The organism is Aliiroseovarius lamellibrachiae, assembly GCF_018599245.1.
Taxonomy (GTDB): domain Bacteria; phylum Pseudomonadota; class Alphaproteobacteria; order Rhodobacterales; family Rhodobacteraceae; genus Aliiroseovarius; species Aliiroseovarius lamellibrachiae.
The window spans coordinates 176,353-200,131 of record NZ_JAHEVJ010000003.1; the positions used below are offsets into that span (position 1 = coordinate 176,353).

At 56.6% G+C, this 23,779-nt stretch carries 24 protein-coding genes; 16 read left to right on the forward strand and 8 right to left on the reverse strand.

All coding sequences use genetic code 11. The annotated features are described in order from the left end of the window. Positions 1 to 52: 52 nt before the first annotated feature. Complete coding sequence (gene secG / locus KKW20_RS06700) at positions 53 to 418, reverse strand: preprotein translocase subunit SecG (protein ID WP_214567102.1); 366 nt, start codon at positions 416 to 418, stop codon at positions 53 to 55. A gap of 385 nt (positions 419 to 803) precedes the next feature. Here secG and KKW20_RS06705 point away from each other — a divergent pair, with 385 nt between their 5' ends. Together KKW20_RS06705 and KKW20_RS06710 are read left to right on the forward strand one after the other, a co-directional pair. Beyond that, positions 804 to 2,117 (forward strand): adenylosuccinate synthase, encoded by a 1,314-nt coding sequence (locus tag KKW20_RS06705; protein ID WP_214567103.1) that lies wholly within the window; start codon positions 804 to 806, stop codon positions 2,115 to 2,117. 79 nt (positions 2,118 to 2,196) lie between these two features. Then, positions 2,197 to 2,475 (forward strand): DUF2842 domain-containing protein, encoded by a 279-nt coding sequence (locus tag KKW20_RS06710; RefSeq protein WP_214567104.1) that lies wholly within the window; start codon positions 2,197 to 2,199, stop codon positions 2,473 to 2,475. 67 nt (positions 2,476 to 2,542) lie between these two features. Here the strand turns inward: KKW20_RS06710 and KKW20_RS06715 are convergent, their stop codons facing one another. Continuing rightward, the gene (locus KKW20_RS06715; RefSeq protein ID WP_214567105.1) at positions 2,543 to 4,948 is read right to left on the reverse strand and encodes a hypothetical protein; all 2,406 of its coding nucleotides are present in this window, start codon (positions 4,946 to 4,948) and stop codon (positions 2,543 to 2,545) included. Between the two features lie 224 nt (positions 4,949 to 5,172). Here KKW20_RS06715 and KKW20_RS06720 point away from each other — a divergent pair, with 224 nt between their 5' ends. Beyond that, positions 5,173 to 5,835 (forward strand): thiamine diphosphokinase, encoded by a 663-nt coding sequence (locus tag KKW20_RS06720; RefSeq protein WP_214567106.1) that lies wholly within the window; start codon positions 5,173 to 5,175, stop codon positions 5,833 to 5,835. On the opposite strand, the gene KKW20_RS06725 is transcribed toward KKW20_RS06720, so the two are convergent. From KKW20_RS06725 to KKW20_RS06735, 3 genes are all read right to left on the reverse strand, one after another. Further along, positions 5,832 to 6,761, reverse strand: a complete 930-nt coding sequence (locus tag KKW20_RS06725) for a DMT family transporter (protein WP_214567107.1) — start codon at positions 6,759 to 6,761, stop codon at positions 5,832 to 5,834. The two genes, KKW20_RS06720 and KKW20_RS06725, sit on opposite strands and share 4 nt — an antisense overlap. Before the next feature lie 84 nt (positions 6,762 to 6,845). Beyond that, positions 6,846 to 8,225 carry an L-serine ammonia-lyase gene (locus tag KKW20_RS06730; RefSeq protein ID WP_214567108.1) on the reverse strand — a complete coding sequence of 460 codons (1,380 nt, stop codon included), beginning with the start codon at positions 8,223 to 8,225 and terminating at the stop codon, positions 6,846 to 6,848. 78 nt (positions 8,226 to 8,303) lie between these two features. Beyond that, positions 8,304 to 8,657 carry a YbaN family protein gene (locus KKW20_RS06735; RefSeq protein WP_214567109.1) on the reverse strand — a complete coding sequence of 118 codons (354 nt, stop codon included), beginning with the start codon at positions 8,655 to 8,657 and terminating at the stop codon, positions 8,304 to 8,306. A 232-nt stretch (positions 8,658 to 8,889) separates the two neighbouring features. Here KKW20_RS06735 and rpiA point away from each other — a divergent pair, with 232 nt between their 5' ends. The 5 genes from rpiA (at position 8,890) to KKW20_RS06760 (ending at position 13,875) form a co-directional block, all read left to right on the forward strand. Then, entirely contained in the window at positions 8,890 to 9,672 is a 783-nt protein-coding gene (gene rpiA, locus KKW20_RS06740; RefSeq protein WP_214567110.1) for a ribose-5-phosphate isomerase RpiA, read from the forward strand. A 320-nt stretch (positions 9,673 to 9,992) separates the two neighbouring features. Beyond that, complete coding sequence (gene gor / locus KKW20_RS06745; RefSeq protein ID WP_214567111.1) at positions 9,993 to 11,369, forward strand: glutathione-disulfide reductase; 1,377 nt, start codon at positions 9,993 to 9,995, stop codon at positions 11,367 to 11,369. Between the two features lie 318 nt (positions 11,370 to 11,687). Then, complete coding sequence (hflK, locus tag KKW20_RS06750) at positions 11,688 to 12,821, forward strand: FtsH protease activity modulator HflK (protein ID WP_214567112.1); 1,134 nt, start codon at positions 11,688 to 11,690, stop codon at positions 12,819 to 12,821. Continuing rightward, complete coding sequence (gene hflC, locus KKW20_RS06755; RefSeq protein WP_214567113.1) at positions 12,821 to 13,693, forward strand: protease modulator HflC; 873 nt, start codon at positions 12,821 to 12,823, stop codon at positions 13,691 to 13,693. Before hflK ends, hflC begins: the two co-directional genes overlap by 1 nt. Then, positions 13,690 to 13,875 carry a DUF2065 family protein gene (locus KKW20_RS06760; RefSeq protein WP_214567114.1) on the forward strand — a complete coding sequence of 62 codons (186 nt, stop codon included), beginning with the start codon at positions 13,690 to 13,692 and terminating at the stop codon, positions 13,873 to 13,875. The genes hflC and KKW20_RS06760 overlap by 4 nt, the downstream gene beginning before the upstream one ends. A 27-nt stretch (positions 13,876 to 13,902) precedes the next feature. On the opposite strand, the gene KKW20_RS06765 is transcribed toward KKW20_RS06760, so the two are convergent. Then, the gene (locus tag KKW20_RS06765) at positions 13,903 to 14,724 is read right to left on the reverse strand and encodes a hypothetical protein (RefSeq protein WP_214567115.1); all 822 of its coding nucleotides are present in this window, start codon (positions 14,722 to 14,724) and stop codon (positions 13,903 to 13,905) included. Between KKW20_RS06765 and KKW20_RS06770 the strand changes: the two genes are divergently transcribed. Continuing rightward, a complete protein-coding gene (locus KKW20_RS06770; protein WP_214567116.1) occupies positions 14,716 to 15,144 on the forward strand; it encodes a hypothetical protein in 429 nt (142 codons plus the stop codon). The two genes, KKW20_RS06765 and KKW20_RS06770, sit on opposite strands and share 9 nt — an antisense overlap. Positions 15,145 to 15,175: 31 nt before the next feature. Continuing rightward, on the forward strand, positions 15,176 to 16,648 hold the full coding sequence (locus KKW20_RS06775) for a Do family serine endopeptidase (RefSeq protein WP_214567117.1): 1,473 nt from the start codon (positions 15,176 to 15,178) through the stop codon (positions 16,646 to 16,648). Between the two features lie 125 nt (positions 16,649 to 16,773). Here KKW20_RS06775 and KKW20_RS06780 read toward each other — a convergent pair whose 3' ends face one another. Both KKW20_RS06780 and KKW20_RS06785 read right to left on the reverse strand, forming a co-directional pair. Further along, the gene (locus tag KKW20_RS06780) at positions 16,774 to 16,962 is read right to left on the reverse strand and encodes a DUF1127 domain-containing protein (protein WP_214567118.1); all 189 of its coding nucleotides are present in this window, start codon (positions 16,960 to 16,962) and stop codon (positions 16,774 to 16,776) included. A gap of 257 nt (positions 16,963 to 17,219) precedes the next feature. Then, entirely contained in the window at positions 17,220 to 18,575 is a 1,356-nt protein-coding gene (locus KKW20_RS06785) for an FAD-dependent oxidoreductase (RefSeq protein ID WP_214567119.1), read from the reverse strand. A gap of 202 nt (positions 18,576 to 18,777) precedes the next feature. Here KKW20_RS06785 and ruvC point away from each other — a divergent pair, with 202 nt between their 5' ends. The 6 genes from ruvC (at position 18,778) to ybgC (ending at position 23,741) form a co-directional block, all read left to right on the forward strand. Further along, positions 18,778 to 19,299 (forward strand): crossover junction endodeoxyribonuclease RuvC, encoded by a 522-nt coding sequence (gene ruvC, locus KKW20_RS06790; protein WP_214567120.1) that lies wholly within the window; start codon positions 18,778 to 18,780, stop codon positions 19,297 to 19,299. After that, the gene (gene ruvA / locus KKW20_RS06795) at positions 19,296 to 19,979 is read left to right on the forward strand and encodes a Holliday junction branch migration protein RuvA (protein ID WP_214567121.1); all 684 of its coding nucleotides are present in this window, start codon (positions 19,296 to 19,298) and stop codon (positions 19,977 to 19,979) included. Before ruvC ends, ruvA begins: the two co-directional genes overlap by 4 nt. 17 nt (positions 19,980 to 19,996) lie before the next feature. Beyond that, positions 19,997 to 21,043: a Holliday junction branch migration DNA helicase RuvB gene (gene ruvB / locus KKW20_RS06800; RefSeq protein WP_214567122.1), complete on the forward strand. Its 1,047-nt coding sequence runs from the start codon at positions 19,997 to 19,999 to the stop codon at positions 21,041 to 21,043. A gap of 859 nt (positions 21,044 to 21,902) precedes the next feature. Then, positions 21,903 to 22,586, forward strand: coding sequence for a hypothetical protein (locus KKW20_RS06805; protein WP_214567123.1), 684 nt, complete (start codon positions 21,903 to 21,905; stop codon positions 22,584 to 22,586). Positions 22,587 to 22,654: 68 nt separating this feature from the next. After that, a complete protein-coding gene (locus KKW20_RS06810; RefSeq protein WP_214567124.1) occupies positions 22,655 to 23,266 on the forward strand; it encodes a hypothetical protein in 612 nt (203 codons plus the stop codon). A gap of 91 nt (positions 23,267 to 23,357) precedes the next feature. Further along, positions 23,358 to 23,741 (forward strand): tol-pal system-associated acyl-CoA thioesterase, encoded by a 384-nt coding sequence (gene ybgC, locus KKW20_RS06815; protein ID WP_214567125.1) that lies wholly within the window; start codon positions 23,358 to 23,360, stop codon positions 23,739 to 23,741. Positions 23,742 to 23,779: the final 38 nt, after the last annotated feature.

Below are 23,779 nucleotides of genomic sequence, written 5' to 3' on the forward strand. Positions count from 1 at the left end.
CAAACCGCAAGAGGAAGGGCAATTTAATTGCCCATTCACCAGATGTAGGGGATTATTCCGCGCGTGGCGGGGCCAGGCTGTCGTCGGTTGAAACTGGCGGCAACATGTCGGTGACGTCGGGCACCACTGGGGCCGCTGTCTCTTCGTTTGCGGCGGGCAACCCAAGGGCGTCCACAACCGAGCTGTCCGCAGCGTTTTTCGCGGCGATAACTGTCAAAGAGATCGACGTGATCAAAAAGGCGATGGCCAAGCCCCATGTCATTTTAGACAGGGCTGTGGCAGCACCGCGAGAGGACATAATGCCCCCACCGCCACCACCGCCAATGCCCAATCCGCCGCCCTCAGAACGCTGAAGAAGCACAACACCGATCAGCGACAGCGCCAAAATCAGGTGAATTACGAGGACAACATTTTCCATGCGGCAGGCCTATGGTTAGCTTGGTTTGATCTAGCGGGTATGTAGGGGAAAGGTTGCCCCGGTGCAAGTCGCCTTTCGTGATGATCTGGGGGCAGGCGCAGGAAAGATTGGCTTTTCGCGGTATTCGCGGTGTTGGTTGTTGTGATTGTGATGTCCTTGGGGCTGGTTTCACTAGAAAACTAGAAAACTAGAAAACTAGAAAACTAGAAAACTAGAAAACTAGAAAACTAGAAAACTAGAAAACTAGAAAACTAGAAAACTAGAAAACTAGTTTTCCCGTATTCAGAAAAATCCCCTCATTTTGCACCTGCGGCGAATTAGGTGTTTCCCCGTGCGCCAAGGCCCGCTATGACGGGCCGGGTTTTCTTTGAGATAGGAACAGACCATGGCAAATGTCGTCGTTGTAGGCGCCCAATGGGGTGACGAAGGAAAAGGTAAGATCGTTGATTGGCTCAGCGAACGTGCCGATGTGATCGCGCGCTTCCAAGGGGGGCACAATGCGGGCCACACTCTTGTGATCGACGGCGCGGTTTATAAATTGCATGCGCTGCCGTCAGGTGTGGTGCGCGGTGGCAAGCTGTCGGTGATCGGCAATGGGGTGGTTTTGGATCCTTGGAGCTTGCTCAGAGAAATCGAAACAATTACCGCCCAAGGCGTTGATATTTCGCCAGAAACCTTGATGATTGCGGAAAATGCACCGCTGATCCTTCCGTTCCACGGAGAGCTTGATCGCGCCCGCGAAGAGGCCGCCAGCAAGGGCACGAAAATCGGCACAACCGGGCGCGGTATCGGCCCGTGTTATGAAGATAAAGTCGGTCGTCGCGCCATCCGCGTGGCGGATTTGGCGGATCCTGCAACGTTGGAAGCGCGTGTTGATCGCGCGCTGCAGCACCACGATCCTTTACGCAAAGGTCTGGGCATTGAGGCGATTGACCGCGACGCACTGGTTGAATTGCTCTTGGAGGTGGCACCAAAGATTCTCCGTTTTGCCGCACCCGTCTGGAAAGTGATGAGCGAAAAACGCAAAGCGGGCAAACGGATCCTGTTTGAAGGGGCACAAGGCGCGCTTTTGGATATTGATTTCGGCACCTATCCCTTTGTGACCTCGTCAAACGTGATCGCTGGCCAAGCCGCCACAGGCGTGGGCGTTGGCCCAGGTGCGATCGATTATGTGTTGGGCATCGTCAAAGCCTATACAACCCGTGTCGGCGAAGGTCCGTTCCCGACCGAGCTTTTGAACGCGGACGGCACCCCAGATGTGGATGGCGAACGCCTTGGCACACGCGGCCATGAATTTGGCACCACCACCGGGCGGCAACGCCGTTGTGGTTGGTTTGACGCAGCGCTTGTGCGCCAGACCTGCGCCACCTCGGGTGTGACCGGCATTTCCCTGACCAAACTGGATGTTCTGGACGGGTTTGAGACGCTGAAAATCTGTGTGGGCTATGAATTGGACGGCAAAACGCTCGATTATTTGCCCACTGCGGCGGATCAACAGGCGCGTTGCAAACCGGTCTATGAAGAGATGCCCGGTTGGGCAGAAACGACCGAAGGCGCACGCAGCTGGAACGACCTTCCGGCCAACGCGATCAAATACGTGAAACGCGTCGAAGAGCTGATCGATTGCCCGGTTGCCCTGTTGTCGACCAGCCCCGAACGCGAAGACACCATCCTCGTGACGGACCCCTTTGCGGATTGATCCTCAGCCTGTGACATGACGGGACGCGCCCCAAAAAATGGGGGGCGTCCAACTTGTTTCTAACCCGGAGTGCTGCCTGATGGCCCTGTCCTATAAAGCCCGCAAGCGCCTGTCGCTGCTCATCTTGGTGGTGGGGTTGCCGGTCTATATCATCCTGGCGGTTTTCACGGTTTCGTTGTTTGACCGGCCACCGTTTTGGCTGGAGCTGTTGATCTATGTCTTTCTCGGGTTTCTTTGGATGATGCCTTTGAAGAAGGTCTTCACCGGTGTGGGGCAGGCGGATCCGGATGAGGATCCTGCCAATTACCCCCATGACCCAGCGGGAAAATACGCGCTGAAAGATGATAAAAAACACTAGACGTAAAGAAAAACACGAGACGTAAAAAAGGCCCCCAACTTGGGGGCCTTTTCGTATTCAGAGCCGTTTAGGCCATCCGACGATCATCAGGACGATCGCCCGATGTATCATCCGGACGGAAACGGGTGGTATCGGTCAATTCAAACTGACCCCGCTTCAGACGCTTGATCCGACCTTCGCGCAGGAGCTTGCCAAAGGCACGCAACCCTTCTTCGCGTGAAAATACGTCAAATCCCTGATATTTGCGCACGATGCTCATCACTTGCGGGCGGGTGAAGGTTTCATTGCCCTTGATCAAAACGGTGTGACAGGCCGCTGCTTCCAGCAATTCGCCCATCTCTTTGGCGCCCGTTTCTTCAACATAGCCCGCAAAAACCGGATCGCCAGGCGCCGCTTTGTCTTGAGATGTGTCATCCATTTCCTGAGCGATTTGTGCGCTGCGCACCACGCGGCGGGGTCGAACGGCCTCGGCGGTTTGTGTCGCTGGCTCTGCAATTTTCGATGCATCGTCAATGCGTTGCTCAGATACCAGAACCAACGGAGGCATGCGCCGCGCTTGGGTGTCGGGTTTGCCAGGACGGCGTGGGCGCACCACTCGGGCCAGGTCATTGCGATAAGGATCTACACTGTCCGTATCTTTGCCCTCGGCCAAATCGTTTTTCGTTTCCTCATCCGCACGGGTGGCCATAACGGCCGCCTTAAGATGTGCAATAGAGGTCCGACGGCGCGTGACTTCGGTGCTTTCCATCTGCGTGTTGGTTTCCGCAAGGATCCGGTCCAACGCAGCATCACTTTTGCCAACGCCGCTGTCATCAAAGGCGGTCAGGCGCGGCGCGTCTGTGGTGTCTTCGATTTTGGCAAGTTCGGACGCCAGCTCGTCGATTTCAGAAACCGCTTCGGATGTCTCATCCACTTGTGCGGTTTCAGCTTCGGGTGCTGCATCATCGGTCTCAATACGCGCCTGTTCTTCGGCCGCGGCAAGCTCGGCCATCAACTCTGCTTCGTCCTCAGGGGTCAGCATCGAGTTTTCATTGTCTTGCGACGCAGGTGCGGCTTGTGGCGCGGGTGCGGTCTCTGGCTGGGCACCTTTGATGTGGCGCACGCGGATCACGCGGGGTTTGCGCGGGGGCGTAGAGGCCTCTTCGGTCTCTGGTTCAGCGACGTTCTGAGGGGCTTCAGGTGCAGTTTTTTCAGCCTCATCCGTAAAGATGTTTTCTGCGTTTTCTACCGAAGTTTCAGAGGGTTGCTCGTCGCCCAATGTGCTGTTGACCAAAGAGGCCAATGCGCTGGTTTCCGCGTTCAGATCATCGGACGCAGTCTCAACCGAGGTGGGGGCATCTGCATGATCCACATCCTCAGCAGGCAGATCCTGGTCTACAGGTTCTGCAGGTGCATCGGTTGACTGCAAACGGGACAAAATACCCGAAATTGTGTCGGCACCTTCGCCATTTTCCAGATCTTCTACGTCGGCGTTTTCAGGGGTGTTTTCTGGGGTGTCTTCATCGGTCTCCGACGCCACTTGTACCAGATCTTCTGCACCTTGTTCCACCTCATCCGAGGTTGAGGTGGCAGCGTCCTTCGCGGTGTCATCCACCACTGGCGCTTCACTGTAAACAAACCGCGCATCTGTGCTTTTGCTGGGGGGAACCCCCAAAGTGGGCGCTTCAGGAGCGGCGTTTTCGGCGGCTTTGGTGGTGTCTTCTTGCGGGGCGTCCGCATGGGTGTCGCCGGCGTTCAGATCAGTCGCCGCATCGTCTTCAAACGCGTCAACGTCTTCTAACGTGTCAACGGCGCTGTGCTCCTTCGATGAAGCGTCCTCTTGTGATGCTTCAGTGGATGCCGTTTCGATTTCAAGAGCCGCGTCTTCAGGTGCGGCATCTGTGTCGATTGGTTCCAGATCATCACCGTCGTCAAAAAGCTCAGCCGCATTTTGATCTTCGGTATATTGGTCCGCAGCCACAAACGCCGCTTCGCCTTCGGCACGCTTTTCGTCAACCACAGCACGGATGCGCTGTAGCTTATCGGCGATGCTGTCGCGTTCTGGCGCATGAGGGGCGTCCGGCGTGTCCCCGGCAAGGGGCACAGCAGGGGACAGATCGTCACCGGCATCAGCGATACGGTCGACAATCTGCATGCCTTCGGCCACTGGGGCTTCTGCGGCGATATCCTGTGCCACAGCATCCTGAGAGAGTTCTTGGGCTGTCGGCATTTCTTCAGCATCTGGAAGGTCATGTTCCGAGGCGAGCAGATGGTCGGCAGCAACAAGGGTTGCGCCCACTGCGGTCTGCGTCGACGGCTCAGAATCAGCCTGGCGCAAAACAACGCCATCGTCTTCCACACGGGCTTCTACCCGTTTCTGTATCTCACGTTCTGCGATACGGTGCAGCATATCGGCATCCGGCGTGGGAGGTTCCGCACCAAAGTAGCGATCGTCTGCGGCCAAATCGCGGAAATATTCCGCAATTGACGTCATCGTATTGAAAGGTTCGTCAAAACCCTCCAACGTGCACGAAAATGTGCCGTAAGATACAGTGAGAATTTTGCTATTACTCACCATAAATAACTCGCTTTCTCCCCCGATCCAGCAAGAGACTGTTTACCATGCCATAGATCGGGAAATTCAACAAAACCGGGAAAAACACGGTATTTTTTCGTGGCAGGAATATGTTTAGTTTCCATATGGGATACAATAACGGCATGAAACCGCAGATTTTGCAAGAATTAGGCAACGCAACCCTCCTCGGTGGGGGGGTAGTTAACCATACGATTCTTTCTGAATGCTTGAGAATTGCCCCAAATTTGGTCGCCGCAGATGGGGCCGCGGACACGGCTTTGGCGCTTGGGCACACCCCTTTGGCCGTCATTGGCGATCTGGACAGCGTCAGTGACCGCGCGCGCAAAACCCTTGGACAGGACCGGATCATTGAAACCCCGGATCAGATGCGCACGGATTTTGACAAGGCGTTGGATGTCATTTCCGCCCCCTTGGTGCTGGGCGTTGGGTTCATGGGCGGGCGGCTGGATCACGAGCTGGCCTGTTATAATGCGCTGGTGCGCATGCCCAATCGGACCTGTATCTTGGTGGGTGAAGAAGACCTTTGTTTCCACGTCCCCGCACGTTTTGACATCAGCCTGCCCAAAGCCACCCGGTTTTCGCTGTTTCCCATGGCAAGGTTGGTTGCCAATTGCCGTGGGGTGTTGTGGCCGGTTGAAGATTTGGACATGGCGCCTTGGGCGCAAATCGGTACCTCGAATGAGGCGACGGGCGGGCGGATCGAGCTTTTCTGTGATCGCCCCGGCATGTTGGTGATCCTGCCGCGCGTGTATTTGCCCGAGGTGGTCTTGGCGCTGACAGCTTAAGTCACCTGTTGCGCCTGATTTTTGCGTGCCTGATCCTTCCGCGCCTGCCGGTGTTCGCGCGCGATCACGTAAAGCCCGGCGGTCACCGTGATCGCAATCCCCACGCCTGCCAACCCATTGGGCAACTCGCGAAAGAACAGCCAGCCCATCAAGGTGGCAAAGGGGATTTCCAGATATTGCATCGGGGCCAGTGTGGCGGATGGGGCAAACCGCAGGCTCCAGGTCATCAACAGTTTGGTCACCGTGCCGGTCATCCCAAAGACAACGACAAACCAGATGATATGCGGCGGAAAGGCGAGGGTCGAGGGACCTTCGAACACAAACCACAGCGGCACCAAAACCGCACAGCCAATCGCCCCATTGATGACCTGCGCGCCCATTGGATCAACGTCCTTGGCGACCCGTCGCGTGACCAACGCATAGGCGGAAAAGGCGACGGCGACCCCCAGGGGCAAAAGGGCTGCGGTGCCGACCTTGGCGAAATTCGGTTGGATCACCAGTAAAACGCCCAGAAAGCCAACGGTTGCGGCGGCGATCCGGTGCGGGCCGACCTGTTCGTTCAAAAAGAACCACCCCATCAAAAGCATGAGAAACGGGGCCACAAAAGCAATGGCGACCGCGTCAGCAAGGGGCAGAAACCGCAAGGCTGTGAACATCAAGATCATCCCCAGCAAATGAAGCCCAGCCCGCAGACCCATCCATCCGAACAGGGCGGGGGGCAGGCGCAGCACCTCGCGCCGGTGCCAGATCAGCGGGGTGATGATCAGTAAGGGAAACACAAAACGGATGACGACAAGCGCCAGCAACGACACCGTCCCCCCCAACAGTTTCGCCATGGCGTCCGACAGGGGGACAACCATGCAAAAGCCCAGCATCAACAGGATGCCAAACAGGGGGCGGTCAAGGGGCGCGTTTGGGGTGGTCATTGGGCGACCCTAGTGCGCCCGTCCCCAGTGTCAATTAAGCGCGCGTCAATTAAGCGGGTGTCAAATACGCTTTGCCAACGGGCCTCAGCAATTGGGCACATTCACCGCAAGCCCGCCCAAAGACGTCTCTTTATACTTTGCCATCATGTCTTGGCCGGTCTCAAACATGGTTTTGATGCAAGCGTCGAGCGGCACCAAATGTGTGCCATCCCCCCGCAGCGCCAATGACGCCGCCGACACGGCTTTGATCGCGCCCAATCCGTTGCGTTCGATACAGGGCACCTGAACCAGCCCGCGCACCGGGTCACAGGTCAGGCCCAGATGATGTTCCAGCGCAATTTCTGCAGCGTTTTCAATCTGCATCGGGGTGCCGCCCATCACGGCACACAGGCCAGCGGCGGCCATGGCGCTGGCCGATCCAACCTCGGCCTGACAGCCCGCTTCGGCGCCGGAAATGGATGCGTTGTGCTTGACGATGCCGCCGATTGCCGAAGCGGTCAAAAGGAATTCGCCAATGCGTTCGCGGCTGGCGCCGGGCACATGGTTGAGCCAATACATCATGACAGCAGGCAAGACGCCCGCCGCGCCATTGGTGGGGGCGGTCACAACCTGTCCGCCGGCTGCGTTTTCCTCGTTCACGGCCATCGCGTAAACGCCCATCCAATCGTTGATGGTGTGGGGGGCTGTCAGGTTCAGGCCCGCTTCGGCCTTTAGGCTTTCATGGATCGCGCGGGCACGTCGTTTGACCAGCAGCCCACCGGGCAAAATCCCGTCGCGCTCTAGCCCGCGTTCAATACAGCCTTCCATGACCTCCCACAGGCGGGTGATGCCGGCATCTATGCTGGCGGGGCCGAGGTGTTCCAGCTCGTTTGCGCGTTTCATGTCCGCAATGGATTTTCCGGATTTCGCCGCCATATCAAGCATTTCAACAGCGGTTTCAAAGGGATAAGGGTGCGTTTTGGCGTCCTCGCGATCCCGCTTGGGTTCTTCGTTCTGCTCGGTTTCGGTGACGACAAAACCGCCACCGATCGAGTAATATGTCTCGCGGACAACAACGTCGCCCTGCGCGTCGGTGGCCATCAACACCATGCCATTGGCGTGGCCGGGAAGGTCGGTGTCATAGTCGAAAATGAGGTCTGTTTTCGGGTCAAATTTCAGCGTGCCCAAGCCCTCAGGCGTGACGGATTTTGTGGCGTCAATCTCAGCCAGGGCCGCTTCGGCCACGGCGTGATCATAGCTGTCTGGCAAGAACCCGGCGAGGCCCAAAATCGTCGCGCGATCGGTGGCATGGCCCACGCCGGTAAAGGCGAGAGATCCATGTAAGGACGCGCGTAAGCCCGCGACTTTAAAGGGTTGTTCGCGCAGAAGGTCCAGAAAGCGACCGCCGGCCACCATTGGCCCCATCGTGTGGGACGAACTGGGGCCAACCCCCACTTTGAACATATCAAAGACAGATAGAAACATGAGAACCTCGCGCGTAGTCTTTCCTTAACTTGCGAAAAATATCAGGGGGATGTCCGTTCGAAAGCGACATAATCATGCTTAGTCAGGACGCGTCAGCACAAATGCGGCCCCGGCAAGGATCAATGTTCCCTGCGTGAGCAAGACCCAAAGCGGCAGGCCTTTCCAGATCGAGAAGACAAGCACCGCGCCCATCATGGTGGTGGCAAGGATTTTAGCGCGGCGCGAAATGGCCCCCCGTTCTTCCCAATCGCGAATGGTGGGGCCGAAATGGGCGTGATCAATCAGCCAGGCGCGGGCGCGGGGGCTGGATTTTCCAAAGGCAAAGGCGGCCACAAGCAAAAAGGGTGTGGTGGGCAATACGGGTAAAACCACGCCCAAAAGGCCCAGACCCACGGCGCCCCAGCCCAGTGCAAAAAAGAAAAACCTGCTCATAACGTACCTTGCCGCGCCTTGATGACGACTGTTCCGGTGCATGCTGGTGTATGGGGGGGCGAATGTCCAGCGGGTGGGGGTTGCCGTGGTAACCCCTTAAAATTATTGCGAAAAGAAATGAGAGGGGCATGGCCTAAGCCCTTGGTCATAAACCTCTCTTTCACTTCACACTCGCCACCCGGCCACTTCTTTTCTATAAGCGGCTGAGTATAGCTTTAAGGGAATCGCTGCCATGTCCGGGGAACTTTCACCCATCGATACCGCCAAGTTTGTTGCCGCCAAACGGGCGGTGGATTACGTCGAGGATGGCATGCGTGTGGGGCTTGGCACAGGATCCACCGCCGCCTGGATGGTGCGCTGTTTGGGGGAGCGTGTGCGCGAGGAGGGGCTGACCATCACGGGGGTTCCGACCAGCGCGCGGACCGCCGATCTCGCCCGTCAGGTGGGTATCAATGTGGTGTCGTTGAATGATGCGAAGTGGCTTGATCTGACGATTGATGGCACCGATGAATTTGACGCAGATCTTTGTCTGATCAAAGGCGGCGGGGGCGCGCATCTTCTTGAAAAGATTGTCGCAACCGCGTCTGACCGGATGATTGTGATTGCCGACCCGTCAAAATCTGTGGATCAATTGGGGGCTTTTCCGCTGCCGCTTGAAGTGATCCCATTTGGCTGGCAAACCTCCAAAGCCTTGGTCGAGGAAATGCTGACGTCGATGGATGTTTTGGGCCAAACCACCACGCTTCGGATGAATGGAGACAGGCCGTTCACCTCGGACGAGGGCAACCTGATTTTGGACCTGCATCTCAAACGGATTGGTGATGCGCGCAAGCTGTCGATGGTGCTGAACCAGATCCCCGGTGTGGTGGAAAACGGGCTGTTCATCGACATCTGCGATATCGTTGTTGTCGGCCATGGGGACGGTCGGGTTGAGGTCACGGACATCAACGAAGGCACCCATGAAGAGGACCGGATTGAGTTTGTGGACACGGATAATATCTTTAAAGACTTGTAAGTTTTGAAATCCGAAACTGTAAACTCTTTAAAGATTTGAAAGGCCAAACTTTAAAGTTTTGGCAGGGTGAAAACGCGAAACTGTAAACAGTTTAAAGACCGGAAACCGTGCGGAATGTCGTGCGGTTTTTTGTTTTTTGCCTCCGGCGGGGATATTTATGGAAAGAGGAAAAGGCGCGCGGGGATAAGGGGGGCGAAACATCTCTCGCTAATTTGTGACTGCAGGGTGCGGGGTGTTTTGCAGATTTCAATCTTGTTGCACTGGAAAGCGGGCGGGCTTGGCCCTAGGTTGCGATCAACAAGATTTGGAAGGGATGCGCCATGAGCGGGACTGCAAGCAAGTTTGATTATGACCTCTTTGTCATTGGCGGCGGATCGGGCGGCGTGCGCGCGGGCCGGGTGGCGGCAGAGGGCGGGGCGAAAGTTGCGTTGGCGGAAGAATTCCGCATGGGGGGCACTTGTGTGATCCGCGGTTGCGTGCCGAAAAAGCTGATGGTGTTTGCGTCGCATTACGGGCCGGCCGCTGAGGACGCGGCGAAATACGGTTGGCGCGGCAATGCGGCGGGCGAATTTGACTGGGGTCAGTTCCAACCGATGCTGCATGCGGAGCTTGATCGGCTTGAGGCGATTTACCAACGCAATCTGGGCAACTCTGGTGCTGATATTTTCAATGCGCGGGCTGTGGTGAAAGATGCGCACACGGTGGCCCTGTCCACGGGTGAGAGCTTTACGGCCAAGCATATTCTGGTGGCCACAGGTGGGCGTCCGTTCCTGCCGGACGCGCCGGGCGCGCATGAGTTTGGCATTACGTCAAACGAGATTTTTAATCTTGAGACATTCCCAAAGCGCATCTTGATTGTTGGTGGCGGTTATATCGCGACCGAGTTTGCCTGTATCTTCAATGGCCTAGGCAGCCATGTCGCACAGTGGTATCGCGGGGCGCAAATTTTGCGTGGCTTTGATGGCGAGGTGCGCGGATTTTTGGCGGAGCATATTTCGGCCAGCGGCGTGGATCTGCATGTGGGTCTTGAGGTCGAGCGTATGGAGCGGCGTGAGGATGGCATTTGGGTCAAAGGCACGGATGGTCGCGAAGAGATGTTTGATCAGGTGATGTTTGCCACCGGTCGCGTGCCCAACACCGATGGGTTGGGGCTGGAAGAGGCGGGTGTTACGCTGGGTCGCGGTGGTGCGGTTCAGGTGGATGCCTATTCGCAAACCTCGGTTCCGTCGATTTACGCGGTGGGGGATGTGACCAACCGGATCACCCTGACGCCTGTTGCGATCCGCGAGGCGATGGCCTTTGTGGAAACGGTGTTTAACGGCAATCCAACCTCGCCCGACCATGAAAATGTGGCGTCCGCCGTGTTCACCCAGCCGGAATATGGCACCGTGGGCATGAGTGAAGAGGATGCGCGTGACGCTGAGAAAATCGACGTTTATGCGGCCGCATTCCGTCCGATGCAGTCAAGTTTCATTGGCTCGGACGAGCGGGTGTTGTTTAAGTTGATTGTCAGCCAAGCGACGCAAAAAGTGCTGGGGGTTCACATTGTTGGCCCCGGTGCGGGTGAGATGATCCAACTGGCGGCGGTTGCTGTGAAAATGGGCGCGACCAAAGCCGATTTTGACCGCACGGTGGCGGTGCATCCGACCATGTCGGAAGAGATTGTGTTGATGAAGACGCCTGTTCGTAAGGACTGATTGTTATTTGTAGTGAGATTTTGACGCGCATCTGAAAGGGTGCGCGTTTTTTGTAGTGGGGATGGCTTGACCGTGCGGGATACGGGAATACTAGTTTTCTAGTTTTCTAGTTTTCTAGTTTTCTAGTTTTCTAGTTTTCTAGTTTTCTAGTTTTCTAGTTTTCTAGTTTTCTAGTTTTCTAGTTTTCGGGGTCGTGGATCGGCTTAAAGGCAGATTTCCTAGGAAAAACCACGTCAGAGCGAGGCTTTGACTTGAAAAACACCGCATGAGAGGCCAGTTATTGTGCCGAACCTTATATCAAACAAGGATAAGAACCACATGGCCAGCGATAATGGCGGCCCTTGGGGCGGCGGCGGAAACTCCGGCGGTTCAGGCGGCGACAAGGGGAACAAAGGGGGCGGCAATCGTCCCCCGAACCGACCGGGTGAACAGCCCCCGATCCCGGAAATCGAAGAGTTGATGAAAAAAGGCCAGGAACAACTGCGTGTTTTGATGGGCGGGCGCTCTGACGGGCGCAGGCCAAATGGCGGGCAGCGTTCTGGTGGCGGCGGCATGGGGCGTGGCGTATTGCTTTTGGGCGCGCTTGCGGCGGCTGGGGTTTGGGTGTTTTCCAGCTTTTACCGCGTTGATACCTCTGAGCAATCAGTGGAGCAGCTGTTTGGTGCGCGTTACGGCGTTGGGCAAGAGGGTCTGAACTTTGCCCCTTGGCCGATTGTGACCAAAGAGATTTACCCGGTGACCCGCGAAAACATCATCAACATCGGCGAAGGCACCTCTGGTCTGATGCTGACCGGTGATGAAAACATCGTGGACATTGATTTCCAGGTGGTGTGGAACATTTCGAACATTGAAGAGTTCGTCTATAACCTTGCCGCCCCCGAAGACACGATCAAAGCGGTGTCGGAATCGGCGATGCGTGAGATTATTGCGCGGTCCAAACTGACGCCAATCCTGACGTCTGGTCGTGAGGACATTCAGCAAGAATTGTCCGGGCTTATCCAGGCGACTTTGGATGGCTATCAGGCCGGTGTGAACATCGTGCGTGTCAACTTTGACAAAGCGGATCCACCCGTTGAGGTGATCGACAGCTTCCGCGAAGTGCAAGCGGCGGAACAAACCCGCGATACGTTGCAAAAACAAGCGGATGCGTATGCCAACAAAGTGGTTGCTGCGGCCCGCGGTGAGGCGGCGCAATTGCTGGAAGAAGCCGAAGGGTATCGTGCCCGCGTCGTGAATGATGCCGAAGGGGAAGCTGCGCGCTTTATTTCGGTCTATGACGAGTATGCGAAAGCCGAAGAGATCACCCGAAAACGCCTGTATCTTGAGACGATCGAAAAGGTCATGGGCTCGGTTGATAAGGTGATTATGGACGATTCTATTGGTGGCGAAGGCGGCGTTGTGCCCTATCTTCCGCTGAATGAATTGACCAAACAAAGCGGAGGGTCACAGTGATGAATAAGTCGCAAATGACCATTGCTGCACTGGTCGCTGTCGTCGTTGTGGCGATGCAATCCGTGTATATTGTCGATGAGCGTGAAACCGCGCTGAAGCTTTGGTTTGGTGAGGTCACAGAAGAAGTGTCTGATCCTGGCCTTTATTTCAAAGTGCCGCTGTTGCATGAGATCGTGAAATACGACGACCGGATCTTGCCGCTGGACACACGGGTTCTGGAAGTGACGCCAAAAGACGGTCGCCGCTTGCGCGTTGACGCGTTTGCGCGCTGGCGGATTTCTGATGCCAAACAGTTCCGTCGTTCGGTTGGGGTCAGCTCCATTGCCGGTGCCGCACCGCGTCTTGAGCGTATCCTGAACGCGGAACTGCGTGGGGTGCTTGGGAAAGTGGATAGCGGCGTTGTCCTGTCTGCTGATCGTGTGGGGCTGATGAACCAGATCCGCGACCAAGCCCGCATTCAATCCCAAGGTCTGGGCATTGAGATTGTGGATGTGCGCATCAAAAGCGCCGATCTGCCACAGCAAAACCTGGAAGCCACCTTTGAACGGATGCGCGCCGAACGTCAGCGTTTGGCCGCGGACGAGATTGCCCGCGGGAACGAGGCCGCCCAGCGTCTTCGCGCCTTTGCCGATCGGACCGTGGTGGAAACCACATCTGAAGCCAGCAAAAACGCCAATATTATCCGGGGTGAAGCCGATGCGCGTCGTAACGCGATTTTGGCCGATGCCTTGGGGCGTGACCCAGAGTTCTTTTCCTTCCTGCGGTCGCTGGAAGCCTATGAAAAGTCTTTGCTTGGTGGAAATACCTCCCTTGTTCTGTCCCCAGATAGCGAGTTCTTTGACTATCTGAAATCGGACAAAGGACGCCCATGAGCCTTGTTTTACTAGGCTTGGGCCTTGTGCTCGTGATCGAGGGGCTGGTGTTCGCACTGGCCCCTTCGCGTTTGGATGATCTGGTCAAGGCAATGGCGGAGCTGAGCCGGGATCAGCGCCGGACCATCGGTCTCGCGGCGCTGGCATTTGGTGCTGCCTTGGTGTGGCTGTCACAAATTTAGCCCAGTGGCATGCCGCTTATATTGCCGCTAATCGGACAATCCCACGTTACAGTCCGGGGTATCCTTTCGGGCAAATCGCGGCCTGACCGTCGAGTTCTCCAACAGCTCATTTTGGCGTTTTACATCAATTGGTTCGCAGAAAAAGCAACAGATATGCCCCTCGAATACCGCTTTAATATCGACGGCAAATCGTTGATCGCAAATCTGGAGAACTGGTGGAAACACCATGGGTTCGCTGACATCTACAAGCGCTTCAATGCGCGCATAAGCGCCGTCATTCACCGGGCGAAACCGTGCGCCTTTTGCCCCGAGAATGACAATTGCCCCATCAATCACATCAAGTCCGATTTCAAGCGACCCATTGATGTGACAGCTGCGCCGGTTGTTCAACAGCGCATAGAGCCATTTATACAGCATCATGCCGCCTGAAAACATAACGATCGCCGCCAGAACGAGCGTGACGATGGTGGCCAGATTTCGGGCGGAGCCGTCAAAAAAGGATCTGTGTTCTGTCTGGCCTTTGGTGTTTGTCTCTTCCGCCGCAGCAGAGGTGTCGCTGTCTTGGGCGAGGGTCTTGCTTTGCGAGACCCGCGCCTCGCATAAAAACCTCAGCCCGACAACCAGCGTGCCAATCCGATTGTGCGTGCTATAGGGTTCCGCCATCTGCTTGGCTGACAGGGTTTCTTTGCCGCGCAGAAACACCCAGTCGAAGGACGATTTCCAACCGCCCAGCCCCAAATCGCTTGTGGGATCCTGTGCCATCAGGCGCTCGGCCCGGTTGAGTTGAAAGTTCAGGGTGGCCATGGTGTTTTTTGACAATGGGCCTTCGCTGGCGGCGATTTGGCTCATTGTATCAATCAGTTGGTCAACTTCGTCTGGCACCCCGCAACGTTCTTCGGTGCGCGCCGATTGTGCGAAGAAGAAAAAGAAACCAATGAACAACAAGAATGTGGCGCCGGGGCGCATCTTGGCGAAGCCATAAAAAATATATCGCTCAACAATCATGGTTTGCTGCCTGATCAACAGAGATATTGGGATGTGAATAGCGCGGTAACCCTAACAATCGTTGAAGATATTGGAGTTTTCCGAGGCTGGTTGGGCGGAGGTGCGGTAAGGTTTGCCCGCCGCATCGGCCAGTTTTCGCCCATCATGGGCTGTGTTTCCTATCACAACCCGGTGAGGTTTCTTGCACAAGTTTGCGTTGCACATTTGGTTGCCTATCTAGAAACTGTTGCCAAAGGGCGAATATGCCCGGCGGTATTTTACTGAGAGGAGACAAAAAGTGAGAGCGCAGGCAATTATGCAACAGCCCACTGATCGTCAGGCCAAGCAACGAGGCATGACTTTGTTCATCGCCATGTTAATGGGCGCGGCTGTATTATTAACAACCGGGCTGAAGGTAGAGGCGCGTGGCGCGCCCGATAGTTTTGCGGATCTGGCTGAACAGGTCAGCCCCGCAGTTGTAAACATCACAACAACAACCATCATCGAGGCACGCGCCGGTGGGCCACAACCCATGGTGCCGGAAGGCAGCCCGTTTGAAGAGTTTTTCCGCGATTTTCTGGACCGCGATCAGCAAGGCAACCACGGCGACAAACCGCGCCGCAGTCAGGCGCTTGGGTCGGGCTTTGTGATTTCCGAAGATGGCTTCATCGTGACCAACAACCACGTCATCGAAGGCGCGGATGAGATTATGATCGAATTTTTTGGCGGCGAGAAAGAATTGCCCGCCAAGGTGATCGGCACCGACCCCAACACCGACATCGCGCTTTTGAAAGTTGAAAGCGACGAACCGCTGGACTTTGTTCAATTCGGCGACAGTGATGTGATGCGGGTTGGCGATTGGGTGATGGCGGTGGGCAACCCGCTGGGGCAGGGCTTTTCGGTTTCTGCCGGGATTATTTCCGCGCGCAACCGGGGTCTTGGCGGTGTCTATGACGATTACATCCAGACGGATGCTGCGATCAACCGGGGCAACTCGGGCGGGCCGCTTTTCAATATGGAAGGTGGCGTGATTGGCGTGAACACGGCGATCCTCAGCCCGAATGGCGGATCCATTGGGATCGGCTTTTCCATGTCGTCCAATGTGGTCAACAAGGTGGTGGGCCAGCTGAAGGAATTCGGCGAAACCCGTCGCGGTTGGTTGGGTGTGCGCATTCAGGATATCACCGAGGACATGCTTGAAGGGCTGAACCTTAGCTCGACAGAGGGTGTGCTGGTCAATGACGTGCCCGAAGGCCCATCGAAAGACGCGGGTATTCAGGCCGGTGACGTGATCATGTCGTTTGATGGCTCGGATGTGGCCAACACGCGCGAGTTGGTGAAAGTTGTCGGCAATGCGCCTGTGGGCAAAGCGGTGCGTGTTGTTGTCATGCGTGACGGTCAAACCCAAACGCTGAAGGTGACCTTGGGGCGCCGCGAAGAGGCGGTTGCTTCTAACGGCGAAGACAAGCCGATGGAAAACGCTGCGCCGATGCAGAAATCTGTGTTGGGCATGACCTTGGGGGCGTTGGATGATGCGATCCGCGGCGAGCTGGGCCTGAACCCCGGCGACAAGGGCCTTGCGGTTCTGGCGGTCGAAGAAGACAGCGAAGCCTTTGAAAAAGGCATGCGCCAAGGCGATGTGATCACCGAGGCTGGGCAACTGGCTGTTGAGGATATCGCAGGGTTTGAAAAGATGATCGACGAGGCCCGTGAGGGTGGTCGAAAATCCATGCTGTTGCTGGTGCGCCGTGGCGGCGAGCCGCGCTTTTTGGCGCTGTCGCTGAAATAAGCAAGCTTGAAATGGGTGCGTTGGCGATGGCGGGCGCACCTTTCATCAGGCTCAACCTGACAAAACCAAAAAAGCCCGCGCATCGGCGCGGGCTTTTTCATGAGTGGTGGTCTTGGTGCCGAAGCTTAGATCTCAAACCGGCTCAGGCCGATGTCTTCCAGCTGACGATCGGACAGTTGCGACAATGCTTTGCGCGACGCACGATTGTCGTTCCAGGAAATCACAGCCGCAACAAGGCGCTGTGTAAAGGTCGAAAGGTCGCTACCGAAGGTGCGGCCATAAACCGGCATGAATGTGTTTTCGAGAGCAGCCATTTTCAGGTCCTTTACTTATGAAAACGATGTGGAGCGTTATTGCTCAGGGGCATCTAGGGGGGGAAATCCCATGTGGCAAGCGCCCAAATCGCATGGCTCATATGCAATTTGTGCAAGGGGTCGTTTTCGGAATTTGCGGTGCCGAAAACGGTCATTTTTTGGCGCAAAATCGTCGCAAACGCGTAAAATTATTTTTGCAAAAAATGGGGTGTTGCGTGGGGAACACGCTTTGATCCGGCTGTTTTGATCGTTTTTCCTTAAGACACAAGCGGCTCTTGCCCCAAACCTTTCACGCCTTGGGCCTGAAGGGCGGTGATCAGGTCGCAATGGGGCACCTCTTGCACCATTACATCCGCGCGCAACGCCAATGCCGCCGCCGTGGCTGTGGCCTGACCCATCGCGATGCATTGCGGCATCCCCCGCACCGAGGCAAAGGCGGTTGGATCGGCCGAGATAATCCGCCCTGCAAACATCAGATTGCTCACCTCGCGGGGCACCAGCGCGCGGAACGGAATGGTGTAATACCCGCCGTCGGACACAATCGCGTCATGGGTCATGCTGGCATCTGTGCGCATCACGTCATCAATCGGATTGTCACAGGCGACAATCCCGTCGGGAAACTTGCGGTGTGCGGCCAGATCGGCGCCGCTCACGCGGTAGATGCCTTCAAGCTTGCGGGTTTCGCGCACGCCAACGGTTGGGCCAAGGTTCATCATCCGCGCGTTCTCAAATCCGGGGATGTCGCTGCGCAAAAACGCCGCCATCTGCAAACACCTGCGTCGCCCTTCTTGGGTGGCGCGGGTCACATCCGCGGGGGAGGTGCCATCGACGCCCCGGATCACAACAGAGTTGCAAAAGACCGTATCGGGATGAAAGCCGCGCATGAGGTAAAGCTTGGCAAGATCCGGGTGCAGGCGCCCTTCGGCAATGCCAATGGCCGCTTGGCGGGTGAAATAGGGATCGGGGTCGGCAAAGACCTTTTCGACATCTGCGCCGACCATCATAAAGGTCAACGTGACGCCCATCATATTGCCGCCTGTGTCGCCCAGCTCATATGGGACGCCCGCTTTGGCGGAAATGTCCCCGTCACCCGAGCAATCAATCACCATTTTGGGGCGGATGATATGGGCGCCGTGTCGGTCGAAGTACGCGACGGTGGCAATTCTTTGGCCTTGCATCTTGGGTTGGGTGGCCACCGCGCCCAGACGCAGATCAACACCGGCCTCTTCCAGCATTTCAAACATGGTGGTGGTGGCAATGTCGTGGTCGTACTGAATTTCGGCGCCAAAGTTTTCCAGCGTGCAGGCGCGTTTTTCCGCTGCGGGCGGCGTCATGGCAAAAAGCCGGTCCGCCAGTTCGCCCATAACGCCGCCGATCATCCTGTCACAGGGGTAGGCCGCGCCCCAAGGCATGCCGGGGCAGGCGGCCATGACCCCGCCGATTTTCGCACTTGCCTCAAGCAAGGTCACCGAAAGCCCAAGGCGCGCGCCGGTAAGGGCCGCGCCAAACCCGGCGGTGCCGCCGCCAATGACCAAAAGGTCGGTGGCCTGTTTTTTGGCCTGTGTTGTAGCCTGTGTTGTGGCCTGTGTTGTAGCCCGTGTTGTTGTGGTCATACTGGCGGCCTTTTTGTTCGCGTTGCTCGGATGATGTCGCGCCATCCAAAGATGTGAGGCCACCGCGTAGGGCTGTAAAGCCATGATCCTCCCCAAGGGTGTCGTTTTTGTGCCAATCGGGTGTTTCGTCAAAAGAACTGGTGCGTGTTCTCGTTTCGTGCTAATTCAGGGGCAGAGCAGAACAAACAAACAGGGACGGCAGATGCGCGTCATCGGAATTGACCCGGGGCTGAGAAATCTTGGCTGGGGGGTGATCGACACCAATGGGACGCGGATGTCCCATGTGGCCAACGGGATCTGTCATTCGACCGGCACAGATTTGGGGCCGCGGCTTTTGTCGCTGTTTGAACAATTGTCTGACGTGTTTGCGGCGTATCAGCCCGACACCGCCGCCGTCGAACATACCTTTGTGAACAAAGATGGCGTGGGGACGCTGAAACTGGGTCAGGCGCGGGGCATTGCGATGTTGGTGCCGGCAAAGTTTGGCGTTGAAATCGGCGAATACGCCCCCAATGCGGTGAAAAAGGCCGTGGTGGGCGTGGGGCATGCGGATAAGAAGCAAGTGGAACATATGGTCAAGATGCAGTTGCCCGGTGTGAAGCTGGCGGGTGCGGATGCGGCGGATGCTTTGGCGATCGGCATTTGCCACGCATTTTTCGCGCAAAGCTCTGGCCGGTTGGAACAGGCTCTCAGGCAAGCAGATGTCAGAAAGGCAAGCGCATGATTGGTAAAATTGCAGGGCGGTTGGATTACCGCGCGGATGATCACGTCCTGATTGATGTGCGCGGGGTGGGCTATTTGGTTTATGTCTCGGATCGCACCCTGCAGGCGCTGCCCGGCCCCGGTGAGGCGGTGGCGCTTTATACCGAGCTGTTGGTGCGTGAGGACAATCTTCAGCTGTTTGGTTTTACGTCTTTGGTGGAAAAAGAATGGCACCGGTTGCTTACCTCTGTGCAGGGCATTGGCGCAAAGGCGTCGATGGCGGTCTTGGGGGCTTTGGGGCCTGATGGGGTCAGCCGGGCGATTGCGCTGGGCGATTGGAACGCGGTGAAGGCGGCCAAAGGGGTTGGGCCGAAAACGGCACAGCGCATTGTGTTGGAATTAAAAGACAAGGCCGCGTCGGTGATGGCGATGGCTGGGCAGGGATCTGCGCAAGGCGCATCTCAGGTTGGTGCAAGCCCAAGCGAGGCGGACGCCGATATGGTGATTGAACCCACGGCCCCCGCGAAAACCCCCGCTGATAATGCCGCTGCCCAAAGCGAGGCGCTGTCTGCGCTGGGCAATCTGGGCTATGGTCCCGGCGATGCGGCATCCGCTGTGGCCACCGCGTTGAGTGAGGAGCCGGGGGCGGACACGGCCACGCTGATCCGGTCCGCGCTGAAACTTCTTGCGCCGAAAAGCTGATCGGTTAGGACAGATTTATGACCGAACCTGATCCCACATTGCGCCCTGACCCGCGGCCTGAAGACAAACCGATGGAGCAAGACCGTGCGCTGCGCCCGGAACGGTTGACTGATTTCATCGGTCAGGCCGAAGCCCGCGCGAACCTGCGGGTTTTTATTGAAAGCGCGCGACGTCGCAATGAAGCGATGGATCATGTGCTGTTTCACGGCCCTCCCGGCTTGGGTAAAACCACGCTGGCGCAGATCATGGCGCGGGAACTGGGCGTGAATTTCCGCATGACGTCCGGGCCGGTGCTGGCCAAAGCGGGGGATTTGGCGGCGATCCTGACCAATCTTGAGGCCAATGATGTTTTGTTCATTGATGAGATTCACCGTCTGAACCCGGTGGTCGAAGAGGTGTTATACCCGGCACTTGAGGATTTTGAGCTGGATCTGGTGATCGGCGAAGGCCCTGCCGCGCGCACGGTTCGGATCGAATTGCAGCCCTTTACATTGGTGGGGGCCACCACGCGATTGGGTCTGTTGACCACACCGCTGCGCGATCGCTTTGGCATTCCGACGCGGTTGCAGTTTTACACCGTGGATGAGCTGCATGAGATTGTGACGCGCAATGCGATCAAACTGGGCGCACCCGCCGACGCCGACGGCGCGCGTGAGATTGCCAAACGCGCGCGGGGGACGCCGCGCATCGCCGGCCGTTTGCTTAGACGGGTTGTGGATTTTGCCGTGGTTGAAGGGGATGGGACCATCACGCAGCCAATTGCGGATAATGCGCTGACCCGACTTGGGGTGGATCACCTGGGGCTGGACGGTGCGGACCGGCGCTATCTTGGTCTGATGGCGGAACATTACGGCGGCGGGCCTGTTGGGATTGAAACCCTCGCGGCCGCTTTGTCGGAAAGTCGTGATGCGCTGGAAGAGGTGATTGAGCCGTTTTTGTTGCAACAAGGCCTGATCCAACGCACCCCGCGTGGGCGGATGTTGGCTGGGAAGGCGTGGCGGCATCTGGGGCTTGAGGCGCCGAAACCGGTTGAAAAAGGGCAGAGTGAGCTGTTTGGCAAGTAAACCTGCGCTTTGACTGTCTTGCCTCCGGCGGGGATATTTATGACAAGAAAAAGCGGGCATAAGTCTGGGTGGTTTAGCCGGAGCGGGTGCGAGAGAGTTCGGGCTTGAACCGGAGTGCGCGATTGTCTGGCGAGGCCTTCGGGGGCGCTGTCGCCGGTGATGTCATAGGAGAGGGTGTCGACGCTGTTGCTTTCGGTCACGTCTTGATTGCGCTTGCGAACCTTCGCGGACCCAATTTCGGAATGAGTTTCATCAGAAAGCTCAATCCCCGCGTCATACTCCGGGCTGTAGGGGCCATTGCTATGGTAGAGCGAAACGGATCTTTGGAAAATAGTCCTTTTTCAATACCTTTCCGCCAATTGACGCGACTTAAAAGGTCTGGTTGCGCGGATGTGAGGGAGCTTCAGATGACGCTCGATAAGGTGCCATTATCCAACCACCCAGCATCTTCTTCATTGTACTTTCGGTCATGGGGTTCCAGGTGATTTCCACGTTCATGCCATGAAAGGCAAATCCCTCACTAGCTGGCATGTGCCATCGAAACTGTGTACGGCGAGGGAGTGGGGGATCAATGCGAAAATGTAACGATCCTCCCCCAGATCAAGCACAAGGGCCTTGCCGGTTGTATCCCAATCGTGGCCACCGCGAGCATAGCTGGGGACATGCGCGTAGGAATGCTGCTGGTGCTGTACCACACTGGCGGTTTTGGGGCCCTGCGGTGTGTCAACGGGCGCGTTCAGTATGTATATGGTGAGAAAAATGGGCAAAATGCGGCGATCCGGTGGGGAATTGCATTGCGGGGCGGGGTGTGAAATTTTATGCCTCCGGCGGGGATATTTTTGGAAAGAGGAAAAGCGCAATGGCGGATGGGGCACCTGTGATGACACCGGAGGAGGTGGAGGGGTATTTCACCCGCGATGACGGCAGCTATGCTTTTGCGCGTTGGGGGCGGCCGATTGTGCCGATTGTGTTTGGCGTGAATGACGCCACGCTTGAGGTGGTGAAGGGCGCGGTTGAGGCGGTGGTTACATTGGCCGGGCATAAGATGGCCGAGACGGATCCTGAGCTGGGTGCGAACCTGATGTTCTTCTTTTTCCGCGCGTGGGATGAGCTCTTGGATGTGCCGAAACTTGGCGAAATGATCCCGGATTTGGAGCCGCTGGTGGGCCGGTTGAAAGCGGCAGATGCCAGCCAATACCGCGCGTTTCGTTTTGATGAGGCGGGCGGCATTCAGGCCTGTTTCAGCTTTATTTGCATGACGGATGAAATGTGTGCGTTGCCGGCGGATACATTGGCGTTGACCCAAGCGGTGCAGGCTGTGTTGTTGTGGGGGCAGGGGGCGTTTTCGGACAAAAGCCCGCTGGCGGTGATGCCGTCTGATGAGGGCGAGGGGACCGTGATTTTGCGCCCGGATGTGGCCGGGTTGATTGCGGCCGCTTATGATCCGGTGTTGCCGGTGAATGCAAAAGATGCGAGCCATGCGCTTCGCGTGTTTGCGCGGATGCAGGTAACGCCCGCGCCGAATGCTGATGGCGCGCAGTAGGTATTGGAGCGCGGTTGGTCGATTGCTGTCCGTCATGTGCGAATTTAGTCAACAAAATGAGATTTTCGATGATGAAAGCATTCAGAGACGCCGCACTTTTGGCGGCGCTGATATTTTTATCGGCCCATATCGCTGCGGATGCGGAGGTGTCGTCAGCCCATGATCTCGGGGCAGGCATGTGGAGGAATGCACAGCAAGTTTGCCCCAGAGAAGCCAATTCGTACGATGAATACTTTCCTGACAGCATCCAACGTATTATTCAAAAGCAAGCAGATGGCTCAGAAACTGAGGCACAATCTCTTAGCCCTGAAGCGATGCAGATAGTGGTTTATACCGTGGTGCAAGCTGCACAACTTGGAACGCTGTTGTCGTATCAAGCGGAATTGCAGGGGGCAGTGGGGCGTCAGGAACAACCCGATTTGCGCTTAAGGCAAAAAGCCCAAGTCGCAACAGATTTCGCCAAGTGCCTTATGCCTGTTGGGGCACGCTTTTCCGCGTCCAGTGAGCCGGGTGTATCCGAACTCGCCCACGTCGTGACAAAGGATGTTATTTGCAAAAAGTGGAACGAGTATAGTGATCGTTTGCTTGTGCTAAATGTATCCGAATTGACGCCGGATGCCCTTGAAAAAATAATAAAGCAGATAGGTAATGAGACGGTCTTGTCCTGTCAGAGCCCGTAAGGTTTGTGACTCCATAACGGTTCACAGAACCAACTTTGCACTCTAAGCTGCCGAAGACAAAACATATTTGAGGCCGCAGGACCAAATCACCATGCACCAATTCCCCATCCGCGTTTATTACGAAGACACCGATATGGCGGGCATTGTTTATTACGCCAATTACCTGCGCTATGTTGAGCGGGCGCGGTCTGATTGGGTGCGTGAGATTGGCATTGATCAAAACGCGATGCGCGACGACGGGCAGGTGTTTGCCGTGCGCCGGGTTGAGGCGGATTATCTGGCGCCTGCGCAGTTTGACGATGACCTGACTGTTACAACCTCTATCAAACACGTGACCGGCGCGCGTTTGGTGCTGGATCAGGTGGTGACACGCGACAGCGAGGTTCTTTTTAAGGCTGAAGTCACCATTGTTTGCATTGGCGAGGGCGGTGCGCCCGCGCGGCTACCGGCAAATTTCCGCCGCTTGATGAACTAAAGCGGCGAAATCCGGGAAATGATGCGGTTTTTATAGCT